Annotated in this window: 12 protein-coding genes; 6 read left to right on the top strand and 6 right to left on the bottom strand. The window is 71.2% G+C overall.

Translation table 11 applies throughout. From position 1 onward, the window contains the following. Window positions 1–93 precede the first annotated feature (93 nt). Window positions 94–1269 (top strand): acyl-CoA dehydrogenase family protein, encoded by a 1176-nt coding sequence (locus ACZ7L9_RS26155; protein ID WP_471418749.1) that lies wholly within the window; start codon window positions 94–96, stop codon window positions 1267–1269. Between the two features lie 54 nt (window positions 1270–1323). On the opposite strand, the gene ACZ7L9_RS26160 is transcribed toward ACZ7L9_RS26155, so the two are convergent. After that, window positions 1324–2811: a PucR family transcriptional regulator gene (locus tag ACZ7L9_RS26160; RefSeq protein ID WP_471418751.1), complete on the bottom strand. Its 1488-nt coding sequence runs from the start codon at window positions 2809–2811 to the stop codon at window positions 1324–1326. Window positions 2812–3451: 640 nt separating this feature from the next. Here ACZ7L9_RS26160 and ACZ7L9_RS26165 point away from each other — a divergent pair. After that, window positions 3452–4801: a transcriptional regulator gene (locus tag ACZ7L9_RS26165; protein WP_471418753.1), complete on the top strand. Its 1350-nt coding sequence runs from the start codon at window positions 3452–3454 to the stop codon at window positions 4799–4801. Between the two features lie 99 nt (window positions 4802–4900). Beyond that, window positions 4901–5431: an NUDIX domain-containing protein gene (locus tag ACZ7L9_RS26170; protein WP_471418755.1), complete on the top strand. Its 531-nt coding sequence runs from the start codon at window positions 4901–4903 to the stop codon at window positions 5429–5431. Window positions 5432–5504: 73 nt separating this feature from the next. Here the strand turns inward: ACZ7L9_RS26170 and ACZ7L9_RS26175 are convergent, their stop codons facing one another. Then, window positions 5505–6365, bottom strand: coding sequence for a 3-hydroxybutyryl-CoA dehydrogenase (locus tag ACZ7L9_RS26175; protein WP_471418757.1), 861 nt, complete (start codon window positions 6363–6365; stop codon window positions 5505–5507). A 188-nt stretch (window positions 6366–6553) separates the two neighbouring features. Here ACZ7L9_RS26175 and ACZ7L9_RS26180 point away from each other — a divergent pair, with 188 nt between their 5' ends. Further along, complete coding sequence (locus ACZ7L9_RS26180; protein WP_471418759.1) at window positions 6554–7846, top strand: glycoside hydrolase family 10-like protein; 1293 nt, start codon at window positions 6554–6556, stop codon at window positions 7844–7846. A 105-nt stretch (window positions 7847–7951) separates the two neighbouring features. On the opposite strand, the gene ACZ7L9_RS26185 is transcribed toward ACZ7L9_RS26180, so the two are convergent. Continuing rightward, entirely contained in the window at window positions 7952–8161 is a 210-nt protein-coding gene (locus ACZ7L9_RS26185) for a DUF1918 domain-containing protein (protein ID WP_471418761.1), read from the bottom strand. Between the two features lie 86 nt (window positions 8162–8247). Continuing rightward, a complete protein-coding gene (locus ACZ7L9_RS26190) occupies window positions 8248–9234 on the bottom strand; it encodes a DMT family transporter (protein ID WP_471418763.1) in 987 nt (328 codons plus the stop codon). On the opposite strand from ACZ7L9_RS26190, the gene ACZ7L9_RS26195 reads away from it, so the two are divergent. Together ACZ7L9_RS26195 and ACZ7L9_RS26200 are read left to right on the top strand one after the other, a co-directional pair. Beyond that, window positions 9233–10690: an aminotransferase-like domain-containing protein gene (locus ACZ7L9_RS26195; RefSeq protein WP_471418765.1), complete on the top strand. Its 1458-nt coding sequence runs from the start codon at window positions 9233–9235 to the stop codon at window positions 10688–10690. The genes ACZ7L9_RS26190 and ACZ7L9_RS26195 overlap by 2 nt on opposite strands. A gap of 118 nt (window positions 10691–10808) precedes the next feature. Further along, window positions 10809–11384: a histidine phosphatase family protein gene (locus ACZ7L9_RS26200; protein ID WP_471418766.1), complete on the top strand. Its 576-nt coding sequence runs from the start codon at window positions 10809–10811 to the stop codon at window positions 11382–11384. Between the two features lie 232 nt (window positions 11385–11616). Here the strand turns inward: ACZ7L9_RS26200 and ACZ7L9_RS26205 are convergent, their stop codons facing one another. Both ACZ7L9_RS26205 and ACZ7L9_RS26210 read right to left on the bottom strand, forming a co-directional pair. Next, the gene (locus ACZ7L9_RS26205; protein WP_471418768.1) at window positions 11617–12360 is read right to left on the bottom strand and encodes a Clp protease N-terminal domain-containing protein; all 744 of its coding nucleotides are present in this window, start codon (window positions 12358–12360) and stop codon (window positions 11617–11619) included. Between the two features lie 186 nt (window positions 12361–12546). Then, window positions 12547–13044, bottom strand: coding sequence for a peptidylprolyl isomerase (locus ACZ7L9_RS26210; protein ID WP_471418770.1), 498 nt, complete (start codon window positions 13042–13044; stop codon window positions 12547–12549). Window positions 13045–13254 lie beyond the last annotated feature (210 nt).

The following is a 13254-nucleotide window of genomic DNA, read 5'->3' on the forward strand; positions in this document are numbered from 1 at the left end:
CGGCACAAGGTATGTGCAGCCGCACGGAGAACGACCCCGCCGTCGTGCGTCGGCACATTGCCGGTGGCGGGCGGCCGGTGGGTGACTGAAGACATGAACACCTCTGAACAGACTCCGCAGGCGGACCTGCCGTACCGGATGCCCAGCGAGTACGAGGACTTCCGACTGTCCGTGCGCGCCTTCGCCGACGAGCGGATCCAGCCCCTGGCGTCGATCGCCGACGCCGAGGACGTCTTCTCCGAGAAGGGCTACGCGCAACTTGTCGCCGCGCGGTTCCACGCGCTCGGCGTTCCCGAGCGTTACGACGGGGCGGGGGCGGACGCACTGGCGCAGGCCATCGCCATCGAGGAGATCGCCCGGGTATCGGCGGGCATCTCCACCGTGCTGACCTCCAACAAGCTCGGTGTCACCCCGCTGCTGCTCGCCGGATCCGCCGAACAGCTCGACCGTTATCTGCCGAAGGTGGCCGCCGGCGAGGCGCTGTGCGCCTACGCGATCTCCGAACGGGAGGCGGGCAGCGATGTCGCGGCGATGACCTGCCGGGCGGTGCCCGAGGGGGACGGCTGGCGGCTGACAGGCACCAAGAGCTGGATCACCTCGGCCGGCGAGGCCGCCCTCCTGATCGTCTTCGCCGTCACCGATCCCGGACAGGGCAAGCGCGGTATCTCGGCCTTCGTCGTGGAGGAGACCGACGACGGGATCTCCTACGGTGCCCCGGAGCGCAAGATGGGCCTGCACGGCTCGGTCACCAAGGAGGTCCACTTCGACGGTGTGTACCTTCCCGGCGACCGGCTGCTCGGACGGCGTGGCCGCGGCCTGCACCTGGCGCTGGAAACGCTGGACCACACCAGGATCTCCATCGCGGCACAGGCCGTCGGCATCGCACAGGGAGCGCTGGACTACGCAGCGGACTACGTACGCGAACGGCAGCAGTTCGGCCACCCGGTCGCGGAGTTCCAGGGGGTCCAGTTCATGATCGCCGACATGGCGATGCGTATCGAGGCCGCCCGTTCGCTGACCTACCGGGCCGCGGCGGCCTCGCAGGCCCGCGCCGGTGACCTCACCTTCCTCGGCGCTGCCGCCAAGTGCCTCGCCTCCGACACCGCCATGGCAGTCACCACCGACGCCGTCCAACTCCTCGGCGGGGCCGGCTACGTACACGATCACCCGGTGGAGCGGATGATGCGCGACGCCAAGATCACGCAGATCTACGAGGGCACCAACCAGATCCAGCGGGTCGTCATGGCGCGGCAGGTACTGGGCCGCTGAGCCTGGCCGCACTCGGCGTGGTGAGAGCCCGAAGGGTCGGCCGGCCGTGCCGGATCAGTCATCCGGTGGCGCCAGGACCTGGAGGGCCAGCCATAGTTCCAGTCGGTCCTGGGTGGCGCCGAGTCGTTTGCCCAGCAGTCGCTCGATCTGGTCGATCCGGTACCGCAGCGAATTGCGGTGCAGGTTCATGGCCCGGCATGTTTCGGCCATCGAGCCGTCGTGTTCGAGGTAGAGGCGCACGGTGGCCTCCAGCGCCGCACCGTGGGCGGCATCGTAGCGGCGCAGGGGTTCGAGCAGGCTCCTCGCGAGTTCTGCCAGCGGAAGGTCGGCGCTGCTCAGGATCAGGCCGGGGAGTGACAGCGTGCGGCATTCCTGCACGCCGGACCCTTGCCCCTGGGCGTGCCGGGCCTCGTGATAGCCGATGCGGATGCCGTGGGAGCCGCGGTGCGGGCCACTGACGCCGACCGTCGCTGCCGTGGGCCGGCCGTCGAGGTGGCGCAACAACCGGTCGGCGACCGTCCGTGCGTCGCCGTCCGCACCGACCACCACGACGATGCCGTCGTCGAGCGGGCACATCGGGTACGGGTCGGACCGGCCCTGCAACAGTGCGACCAGGTCGAGGGGGCGCTGCCGCAGCAAGGAGGCCGCGTGTGCGGAGCTCGCCACGACCACCCGGTGGCTGCCCTGCGGATCCAGCCCCAGCTGGGCCAGCTTGCGCTGCGCCTCCTTCTCGGGGAGACCGTGGTGGACGATGTCCGCGATCACCTGCGCGACCAGCTCACGGCCGCCGGACACCAGCGCCTGGCGCCGCGCGATCTCCAGGCCGACGAGATTGGCCGTCGGCGCGAGCAGGGTGACCTGCTCACCGGGGCCCCGGGCCGCGATGTACCCGACGACGACGCCATCCGCTCGCACCGGCAAGGACACGGTCCCCGAAGTGTCCGCTGCCTGCGGCTGGTTCGAGGCGGCGGCCACCTCCTCCACCGGCCAGCGCGCGGCCGACGGGTGTTGCTCCAGCACCGTGCCCGCCGTGTCGAGGACGGCGACCTCGGCGCTCAGATGGTGGGCCAGTACGGCGACGAGATGACGCAGGCCGCGGCCCGCGAGCAGGGCTCCCGTGATCTCGTCCTGCAGGCGGATCATGAGCCGGGTCCGGGCGTACTGCTCGGCGAAGATCTGGTCCGCCGTCCACCGGCTGATCTGGATGAACGGGATCTCCACCGGGGAAGTCAGCAGCGCGAGCCCGTGTCGTTCGGCGGCGTCCCGCAACCCCGCCGGCACCCGGTCGTGAACCAGCCCGATCCCGATGCAGAGCGCCGCGACGGGCACGGCGACCAGGTCACGCACCAGCTGGTCCCACTCCCGGCGGGTACGCCGCCGCAGGCCGGTGGTCAGAACCAGCTCACCGCCGCGCAGGAACGGGACCGGATCCTCCAGCTCGGTGGTGGAGGACCAGCTGATGGGCACCTCGGCCCAGCCACCGGGATCGGTGACCGCGGTCAGCCGCAGTTCACGCTGGGCGAGCAGGTGAGACGCAAGCACGGGCATCAGTACAGGCTGCCACAGCCCGCACCCCCGAGAGCTGTGCACATGCACAGGGTGAAGCCCTCGGGGCCGGTCACCTGCACATCTGTCCCGTACGGTGCCCGGCCCCACCGTCTCCACCACCGGCGTGACCGTACTGCCACGGTGAACCGCCCGGTACGGACACCGCCGCAGGCACGAAGGGAACGGTTTCCCGCTGCTGTTGCTCTACTTCGTGATCCCGTGGACAGCGATCAGGAGGGGGCGCGTCCGGTCACCGGACGCGCCCCCTCCCGTGCTCGCCGAACGGCGAGGACCGCACGCGGGCCCCGGCCCGGCCCGGGGGAGCCCGGCTCCGTGCCGACTCCGCAGCCACCCTCCGATCCGTGGGCAGTGGGTCGTGCGATCCGGCGCCGTCCGCGCCGCCACGGAGTATCGGGCAGGTCGGCGGAAACGGACGGCGCGGGTGCGGGTCGTCGGCTGTACGAGGGGGAGCAGACGACCCGACCGCCTCTTGCGAGACGACTGATTCAACCGATCCGGGCCCCGGCGTGCCAGAGCGCGCGGCGGGACGGTTCGGGCATTCCGTTCACACCCCGTGTGAATCGTGCTCCACTGGTTCGGCACGCCTCGGCGTGCCGAACCACCGGAGGGGCACATGGGGGCAAGGGAGCCCAACATTCTGCTGGCGGCCCTGATCGAGGAGGCGGGCGTCTCCCGGGCCGGCCTCGCCGCGCACATCAACCGGGCCGGCCGCTCCCGCGGACTGTGCCTGCGGTACGAACACACCGCGGTGGCCCGCTGGTTGAAGGGGCAGCGCCCCCGCGGCCAGGTGCCGGACCTGGTCTGCGAGGTGCTCGGGAACCGGCTGAACAGGCCTCTTTCGCTGGACGACGTCGGCATGGCGGCTCCGGGCGCCGGTGCGGCCGTGCCCGCGTCCACGCTCGGCGGATTCGTCGAGCGGGCCACCGCGCTGTGGCGCTCCGACGCACAGCAGCGCCCGCACATACTCGCCTCGGCCGCCGTCACGGGTACCACGGCGGTGATGCCCGTCTGGGAATGGGAGAACCCGCCCGAGGACCTCGACGTCGCCCGCAGCGGCACCACCCGGGTCGGCACGGCCGACATAGTGACCCTGCGCGCGGCCCGCGCCCACTACGAACTCATGTACCGCAGGGCAGGCGGAATCGCGACCCGATCCCGCATCGTCGGCTTCCTCAACACGGAGACCGCCCCGCTGCTGCGTGGCGCCTACAGCGATGCGACGGGGCGGCAACTGCACCGGGCGACGGGCGGGTTGGTGGCCGTCGCGGGCATCTGTGCCTACGACTCCGACGCGCACGGGCTCGCCCAGCGCTACTTCCACCAGGCGCTGCGGCTGGCCAAGGCGAGCGGGGACCGGGGTTTCGGCGGCTATGTGATCGCCCTGCTGGTCAACCAGTCGCTGTGCCTCGCCGAGTACCGGCAGTCGGTGGCCTTCGCGCAGGCGGCACTGCGGGCCGCCGGCGGCCACATCACTCCCGCGCTGGCCGCCGATCTGTACGCCATGCAGGCCAAGGCGTACGCCAACCTCGGCGACGCGGGCAGCGCCCTGGAGTGCATCCGGCGGGCCGAGTCGGAGGCGAAACGCATCCGTCCGGGCCAGGAACCGGACGAGACCGGGTACGTCCAGCCGGGCCTGGTCGATGTGCAGGTGGCCGAGGCGCTGCTCAGCCTCGGCGATCTGCCGGGGGCCAGGGAACACGCGGCGACGGCCGTACGGACGCCGGCGCACGACCGGGGCCGGGTGCACCGGCTCGCGATGCTGACCCATATCGAGCTGCGCCAGGGCGAAGCGGACCGCGCGGCGGCCACCGCGGTGGAGATGGCCGAGCGGGCCAGGGGCATGGAGTCGCGGCGGCTGCGCGACCGGCTGCGCGCGGTGCGCGAGGACCTGATCGCGAGCGGCTGTGCCGAGGCGGGGCGGGCCGCCGAACTGATCGACGGGGCGTTGCGCGTTCCGCTGTGAGTACGCCTGCGCATGAGTGACCGCCGGTACCAGTACGTTCCCCTCCGGTCCTGCGCCTGCTGCGATGTTGCCACCTACTTGTCGGAAGGTGGCAAAACTGTGCATTGGACGAATCTCAACGAACAAACCGTGTATGAGAACCGTTGGTTCCGGGTCAATCTGGCGGATGTGCTCATCCCCGACGGCCGTCATCTCGACCACTACCTGATCCGGCTCCGCCCCGTCGCGGCGGCCACCGTCGTCAACGACGCCAACGAGGTGCTGCTGCTGTGGCGGCACCGGTTCATCACCGACAGCTGGGGCTGGGAGCTTGCCGCCGGCGTCGTCGAGGACGGTGAGGACATCGCGGCCGCCGCGGCCCGGGAGATGGAGGAGGAGACCGGCTGGCGCCCCGGCCCGCTGCGTCCGCTGCTGACCGTGGAGCCGTCGAACGGTCTCACCGACGCCCGGCACCACCTCTACTGGTCCGAGGAGGCCACCTGGACCGGCCACCCCAGCGACGACTTCGAGTCCTCGCGCCGCGAGTGGATACCGCTCAAGCTGGTGCCCGACATGATCGCCCGCGGCGAGGTCCCGGCCGCCGGCATGGTGGCCGGGCTGATGATGCTCCATCACTTACGGCTGGGGTGAGACGCCCTGAACCGCGTACGGGACCGGCCGGGGCGTTGCACCGGCCGGTCCCGTACGGGCACGAGAGGACGGATCAGGAGTACGGGTAGAAGCCCGAGCCGGTCTTGCGGCCGAGCCGGCCCGCGTCCACCATCCGCTGGAGCAGCGGGGGAGCGGCGTACAGCGGCTCCTTGAACTCCGCGTACATCGAATCGGCGACCGAGGCCACGGTGTCCAGACCGATCAGGTCGGAGAGCTTCAGCGGGCCCATCGGGTGGGCGCAGCCGAGCTCCATGCCGTTGTCGATGTCCTCACGGCTGGCGATGCCCGACTCGAACATCCGGATCGCGGAGAGCAGATACGGAATGAGCAGCGCGTTGACGACGAAACCGGAGCGGTCCTGGGCGCGGATCGGGTGCTTGCCGAGGACGTCCTGCACCAGGGCCTCGGCACGCTCCACCGTCTCGTCGGACGTCGTCAGCGCGGGGATCAGCTCGACGAGCTTCTGGACCGGGGCCGGGTTGAAGAAGTGGATGCCGATGACATGGTCCGGGCGAGAGGTCGCCACGGCCAGCTTCACCAGCGGGATGGAGGAGGTGTTCGAGGCGAGGATCGCGTCCTGCCGAGTCACCACCTGGTCGAGCACCTGGAAGATCTCGGTCTTGACCTGCTCGTTCTCCACGACGGCCTCGATGACGAGATCGCGATCGGCGAACTCCCCGAGGTCGGTGGTGTAGCTCAGCCGGGCGAGGGTCTCGTCGCGCTCCGCCGGAGTGATCTTGCCGCGTTCTGCGGCCTTCGAGAGGGAGTTGTGCAGCCGGGTGCGCCCGATCTCCAGCGCCTCGCCGGTGGTCTCGGCCACCATCACCTCGAGACCGCTGCGGGCGCACACCTCTGCGATGCCCGCGCCCATCTGGCCGCAGCCCACCACTCCGACGCGTGCAATGTCGGCCATAGAGTCCGTCACCTCATGCCTTTCGCTGTTCTCAGAGTCGCAGGTTCCCGTCCGATCCGGTGCCCGCCCCGACCCCCCGACGTTACTCCGCGACCTAGGGGTCACCGCGGGCCGGGGCGGGCATGCTCTGCGTTACGCCTGAATACAGGGGCGACGGACGATGACATAGAGACGGCAGGTGCAACGAAATGCGGCAAATGGCCAGGAGAGGCTTTGTTGCGGGTGCGGCCGGAGTGGTCGCGGGGGTGGTGAGCACCGTCACCATGGCCGGTGACGCCGTCGCGGCTCCGTCCCGGCAGGCCGGTTCCGGGCGGACGGACGCACCGCCGCGCGTGGGCGGTCGCCGGGTCGCGCGGCGTGAGCTGCGCGGTATGTGGGTCGCGACCGTCGCCAACCTCGACTGGCCCTCTGCGCCCGGTCTGACGGCGGCCAAGCAAAAGGCCGAGCTGATCGGGTATCTCGACGAGGCCGTCGAGCGGCGGCTGAACGCGGTGATCCTCCAGGTCCGGCCGACCGCCGACGCGCTGTGGCCCTCGCCCTACGAACCGTGGGCGCAGTACCTCACCGGGGTTCAGGGCAAGGACCCCGGCTGGGATCCGCTGGGCACCGCCGTCCACGAGGCGCACCGCCGCGGCCTGGAACTGCACGCCTGGTTCAACCCGTACCGGGTCGCCAACCACACCGATCCGTCCCGGCTGATCGCCTCGCACCCCGCCAGGCTGCACCCCGACTGGGTCCTGCCGTACGGCGGGAAGCTCTACTACAACCCCGGAATCCCCGAGGTCCGCCGCTTCGTCCAGGACGCGATGCTCGACGCGGTCCGCCGCTACGACATCGACGCCGTGCACTGGGACGACTACTTCTACCCGTACCCGGTGGCCGGGCAGGTCTTCGACGACGACGCCACGTACGCGAAGTACGGCGCGGGCTTCCCGGACAAGGCCGCCTGGCGGCGCGCCAACACCGACAAGCTGGTGCGCGAGACCGCCGAGCGGATCAAGAGCATCAAGAAGCACGTCCAGTTCGGGATCAGCCCGTTCGGCGTCTGGCGCAACGCCGCGACCGATCCGCTCGGCTCCGACACGAAGGCGGGCGTGCAGACGTACGACGATCTGTATGCCGACACTCGCGGCTGGATCAAGAAGGGCTGGATCGACTACATCTGTCCGCAGATCTACTGGAACATCGGCTTCGCAGCCGCCGACTACGCCAAGCTGCTGCCCTGGTGGAACCAGGTCGTACGGGGCACGGGCGTCGATCTGTTCGTGGGTGAGGCGCTCTACAAGGCCGGCGACCCCGCGCAGCCCGCCGCCTGGCAGGACCCGACCGAACTCTCCCGCCACCTCGACTTCGCCGCCGACTACGACCAGGTGCGCGGCCACGTCTACTTCTCCGGCACGGACGTGGTCACGGACCGGATCGGAACCATGGGCCGGGTGGTGGCCGACCACTACCGCAACAGGGTGCGTCCACCCCGCTGACCGAAGCAGCGGGGTGGACGCACCCTGTTGCGCGGGCGGGCCGCCGGGATCCCCGTCGGCCCGCCCGGGGCCCGGGGGAAGAGCAGTGCCGTCCGCCGGAGGCCGCTACCGGGTCTCCGGTGCCTGCTTACGGGCTTTGTGCTGTACGACGCTGTCGGGACCGGGCGAAATCAGGTGTTCGTGTCCGTCCTCGAAGCGGATGCGGTACGGGGGAGTGCCCCCGGCCCCGAGCACTTCGACGATCTCTGCGACCCGGTCGTGCTGTCCCACGGTCCTGCCGTGCATCAGCAGACGGTCGCCCGCGTGTGCCTCCATCGGGTGTGACCTCCTCACGGGTGGCGGTCCATGTCGACAAGTCTATGACCGAAATGCGACTTCGCCCGGTGGAGGGTGCGGGGTTCTCACCCCGCACGCCGGGCGCGCCCCGCCCGTTGAGTGACCGCGATGCAGACCAGCACCGCGATCGCCGCCACCGGCGCTGCCGTCGAGACCTTCTCGCCGAGTACGAGGAACGACCACACCAGAGTCAGCATCGGCTGGGCGAGCTGGAGCTGGCTGGCCCGCGGCACCCCGATCTCCGCCATCCCGCGGTACCAGACGTACAGGCCGAGGAACGTGGACCCGGCCGCCACCCAGACCAGGCCGATCACTCCGTGCGCGGTCGGCCGCACCGGCTCCAGGGGCAGCGCGATCGCGGCCCCCGCCACCGCGAGCGGCAGGGAGAAGATGAGTGCCCAGCCGACCACCTGCCAGCCCGGCATGATCCCGGCGAGCCTGCCGCCCTCGGTGTACCCCGCCGCGCACACCAGCAGCGCACCGAACAGATACAGATCACCCCCGGACAGCGCGCCGCCACTCTGCTGCACGGTAAACGCGATCACCACCGCCGCCCCGGTGAGCGCCGCGACCCAGAAGGTACGGGGCGGCCGCGCCCCTGTCCGCAACGAGGAGAACACCGCGGTGGTCAGTGGAAGCAGCCCCACCACCACGGCCGCGTGCGAGGTCGTCGAGGTCTGCAGGGCCAGCGTGGTCAGCAGCGGGAAGCCGATCACCACGCCCGCGGCGACGACGAGGAGCCCCGGCCGGTGCCGTCGGTCCGGCACCGGTACGCGCCCCGCCATCAGCACGGCGCCCGCGATCGCCGCGGCGAGCAGGGTGCGCAGCGCCACCAGCGACCAGGGGCCGAAGCTCCCCAGGCCCCAGGCCGTGGACGGGAAGGTCAGCGAGAAGGCGACGACACCGAGCCCGGCGAGAACCACGCCACCGCGGTTCGCCGGACCGGCCGTTGATACGGCGGTCGATCCGGCGGTCGATTCAGCCGTCGGTCCGGCCGTCGATGCATCAACCGCTATCGTGCCAACGGGAGTAGCGCTATCATCAGCTTTCATGCAAGAGCGTAGCAGTGTCGCTGAACTCGTCAGATCTCTCCGCAGCGAACTGAACCGCTACTCACCCGGTGGAAAGCTTCCGTCGAGCCGGGCCCTCGTGGAGCGCTTCCGGGTCAGCCCCGTCACCGTCTCCCGGGCCATCGCCCAGCTCGCCGCCGAGGGCCTCGTCGTCACCCGGCCCGGTTCCGGAGCCTTCCGGGCGCAGCCCCGTACCGATGCGCCCCCGCAGGGCGACACCTCCTGGCAGGAGGTCTCCCTCAGCGGCGACCGCGGCGCCGAAGCGGTGCCGCGCACGGTCGACGCCTCCGGTGTCCTGGTCACGCTCGCCGCACCCCCGCCCGGTGTCATCGAGCTCAACGGCGGCTACCTCCATCCCTCGCTCCAGCCGGAGCGGGCGCTCGCCGCCGCCCTCGCCAGGGCCGGGCGCCGCCCCGGTGCCTGGGGGCGACCGCCCACCGACGGTCTGACCGAACTACGGGCCTGGTTCGCCCGCCAGATCGGGCCCGCGCTCACCGCCGCCGATGTCCTGATCACTGCGGGCGGCCAGAGCGCCCTGGCCACCGCGCTGCGTGCGCTCGCCCCGCCCGGCGCCCCGGTCCTGGTCGAGTCGCCCACCTACCCCGGCATGCTGGCGGCCGCCCGCGCCACCGGGCTGCGGCCCGTGCCGGTGCCCGTCGACGCCGACGGTGTGCGGCCGGAGCTGCTCGCCGCCGCGTTCCGGGCCACCGGCGCCCGCGTCTTCGTCTGCCAGCCGCTCTTCCAGAACCCGACCGGCGCGGTCCTGGCCCCCGAAAGGCGCGGCGAGGTCGTCCGGATCGCCCGTGCGGCGGGGGCCTTCGTCATCGAGGACGACTTCGCCCGCCGCCTGGCCCACGACGACGCCGGGCCGCTGCCCACACCCCTGGCCGCCGACGACCCGGACGGCGTGGTCGTCCACGTCTGCTCCCTCACCAAGATCACCTCGCCGAGTCTGCGGGTGGGCGCGCTCGCCGCGCGCGGTCCGGTCCTCGGCCGGCTGCGGGCCATCCAGGTCGTGGACAGCTTCTTCGTCCCCCGACCGCTCCAGGAGGCCGCGCTCGAGCTGGTCGGCTCCCCGGCGTGGGGCCACCATCTGCGTTCGGTGTCGACCGAGCTGAGAAACCGGCGCACCACCATGACGACGGCAGTGCGGCAGGAGCTCCCGGCCCTCGCACTCCCGCACATTCCCGCGGGCGGCGGCAGCCTGTGGCTGCGCCTGCCCGAGGCGGAAGCCGGTACGGACGAGTCCGCGGTGGTCTCGGCGGCCCTGCGCGCGGGCGTGGCCATCGCGCCCGGTCGCCCGTACTTCTGCGCCGAACCCCCGTCCCCGCAGGTCCGGTTGAGCTATGCCGCGGTGGCCGGTGCGGCCGAGATCGCCGAGGGCGTCCGCCGTCTGCGCACCGCCTGCGACGAGGTCCTGGGCGGGTCCGGGGGGTGAGCTGCCGCCGTGAGCGAGGACACCACGAGGCGTAAGAGAGGTACGTGGTCATGCCCGGCCGGATGCGCCGGTGGAGGCCCTCTTGACCTGCGTGGCGTTCGGATCCACGATCACCGCCATGACTGTTCGAGTCACGCTCGTCGCCGCGGCACGCAGCTCCGCCCTGCTCGCCGAGCGCTTCGACGACGACCGGCCGCTCGACCACGCCGGCTGGCACGAGGTGCAGCTCGCCGCGCACGCGCTGGTGCCGCTGGGCGCCGCCGAACTGCGCTACTGCTCACCCACCCCGCGCAGCCGCGCAACGGGCGACGCGCTCGGCTTCGCCCCGCTCGTCCAGCCCGCCCTGCGCGACTGCGACATGGGCCGCTGGCGGGGCTGCACCCTCGCCGATGTCACGGCCTGCGAACCCGCGGCCGTCGACGCCTGGCTCGCGGACCCGCGCTCCGCCCCACACGGCGGTGAACCGCTGCTCGCCTTCATCACGCGGATAGGCGGCTGGCTGGACACCCGCCCGGCCTGCGACGGCTCGATCGTCGCCGTCGCCGAACCGGCGGTCGTCCGGGCCGCCCTCGTCTACGCGCTCAAGGCCCCGCCGCCGACGTACTGGAACATCGATGTCCGGCCGCTGTCCACGGTCACGCTCACCGGCCTGCCGGGCCGCTGGAGCCTCAGACTCGAAGCCGGGGCGCGCTGACCGAACTTTGTCCCGCAGGCGGTGGCGACCGCGTCCCGGAGGGATCGTGCGGCCTCGCTCCACAGGCCTTCGGCCACGACGGCGCGGGTAGCCGCGGTCCGGCGGTCGCCTTGTGGAGGCCGGTCCCGCCCTGATCGAGGCGGTGTACGGGGCGCTGTGACGATGTGCTGGAGGCGGGGCCGGCTCCCGCCTCCCGCCTCCCGCACGGCTCAGCCCGGATTGACCGAGCCGGTCATGCCTGCTCCTGCGAGCCGGCGACGAGGGTGACGGCCTCGGCGATCGCCGTCTCGGCCGTCGCCTTGTCGATGCCGAGACCCGTCAGCACACCCGCACCGTCCTCCTGTTCCAGCAGGGCGAGCACGATGTGCTCGGTGCCGACGTAGTTGTGGCCCATCCGCAGGGCCTCGCGGAACGTCAGCTCCAGCGCCTTGCGGGCCCCCGCGTCGTACGGGACGAGTTCGGGCAGTTCGCCCGCCACCGCCGGCGGCAGCGACTCGGCCGCGGCCCGGCGGACGGCCTCCAGCGTGACTCCCTGGGCCTTGATGAACGCGGGGCCCAGTGCCTCCGGCTCACTGAGCAGCCCGAGCACCAGATGCCCGGTACTCACCTCGTTGTTGCGCGCCGCGTGCGCCTCGTTCTGCGCGGCCATCACGACGTTCCTGGCCCGTTCGGTGAAGCGGCTGAACCCCTGGCTGGGGTCGAGGTCGGACAGTTCGCCGGGGTCCTTGGCGACGAACCGCTTCTGCGCCGCCTGCCGGGTCACCCCCATGCTCTTGCCGATGTCGGACCAGGAAGCGCCCGAGCGCCGGGCCTGGTCCACGAAGTGCCCGATCAGATGGTCGGCCACGTCCCCGAGGTGGTCCGCGGCGATGACCGCGTCGGAGAGCTGGTCGAGTGCGTCGGTGTGAACCTTCTTGATGGCCTCGATCAGCTCGTCGAGGCGCACCGGATGGGTCATGCGTACGGGATTCTCCATGTGTCAACCCTAGGTTGACAGTCGACATGTGTCAACCTTTGGTTGACAGTAGGTGGCCGACGGAAATCCGACCGCGCATGCCACTCGTGCGCATGCCGGGAGGACCGGGTCCGGCCGGCCGCCGGGAACGACGGAGCGCGCCCCCGACGGAGACCGTCGGGGGCGCGCTCGTTCAGCGGGTGCGGGTCAGAGGACGCCGCTGTCCGCGATGGTGATCTTCGCCTGGGGGCGGCCGCTCTGCGAACCGAGGCCCTCGATCTTCTTGACCAGGTCCATGCTCTCCTGGTTGTCGACCTCGCCGAACACCACGTGCTTGCCGTCCAGCCAGGACGTCACGATGGTCGTGATGAAGAACTGCGAGCCGTTGGAGTTGGGGCCGGCGTTGGCCATGGAGAGCAGGCCCGGCTTGGTGTGCGCGAGCTTGAAGTTCTCGTCGGCGAACTTGGCGCCGTAGATGCTCTGGCCGCCCGTGCCGTCACCGCGGGTGAAGTCGCCGCCCTGCAGCATGAAGTCGGGGATGATCCGGTGGAACGAGGAACCCTTGTAGCCGAATCCCTTCTCGCCGGTCGCCAGGGCACGGAAGTTCTCCGCGGTCTTGGGAACGACGTCGTCGAACAGTTTGAACGTGATCCGCCCAGCGGGCTCGTCATTGATGGTGATGTCGAAGTAAACCTTGCTCGTCATGGGGACCATCCTGACATCGATCCGCTCGGCGCCGACGGGCGGGCACCGGCCCCTTCGGCACGGTCACTGGGGCAGGTGCGCCGGCGCCCGTTCCCGTTTGTTCTGTACGTCGACGACTGGCTAGCCTGAAGAGGGGGTGCGGAGGCTCAGGGAGGTCCGATGTGACTGTTGAGGCCAACGCGAGCGCCGGGACGGTCAGTGCTTTCGACG

It is taken from the genome of Streptomyces sp. NPDC111516 (assembly GCF_055635345.1).

Coding starts and splice junctions, on each gene's coding strand:
- ACZ7L9_RS26205 (WP_471418768.1), bottom strand. CDS start 12,360: ATGGAGAATCCCGTACGCATGACCCATCCGGTGCGCCTCGACGAGCTG.
- ACZ7L9_RS26165 (WP_471418753.1), top strand. CDS start 3,452: ATGGGGGCAAGGGAGCCCAACATTCTGCTGGCGGCCCTGATCGAGGAG.
- ACZ7L9_RS26190 (WP_471418763.1), bottom strand. CDS start 9,234: ATGAAAGCTGATGATAGCGCTACTCCCGTTGGCACGATAGCGGTTGAT.
- ACZ7L9_RS26210 (WP_471418770.1), bottom strand. CDS start 13,044: ATGACGAGCAAGGTTTACTTCGACATCACCATCAATGACGAGCCCGCT.
- ACZ7L9_RS26155 (WP_471418749.1), top strand. CDS start 94: ATGAACACCTCTGAACAGACTCCGCAGGCGGACCTGCCGTACCGGATG.
- ACZ7L9_RS26195 (WP_471418765.1), top strand. CDS start 9,233: ATGCAAGAGCGTAGCAGTGTCGCTGAACTCGTCAGATCTCTCCGCAGC.
- ACZ7L9_RS26180 (WP_471418759.1), top strand. CDS start 6,554: ATGCGGCAAATGGCCAGGAGAGGCTTTGTTGCGGGTGCGGCCGGAGTG.
- ACZ7L9_RS26175 (WP_471418757.1), bottom strand. CDS start 6,365: ATGGCCGACATTGCACGCGTCGGAGTGGTGGGCTGCGGCCAGATGGGC.
- ACZ7L9_RS26200 (WP_471418766.1), top strand. CDS start 10,809: ATGACTGTTCGAGTCACGCTCGTCGCCGCGGCACGCAGCTCCGCCCTG.
- ACZ7L9_RS26185 (WP_471418761.1), bottom strand. CDS start 8,161: ATGGAGGCACACGCGGGCGACCGTCTGCTGATGCACGGCAGGACCGTG.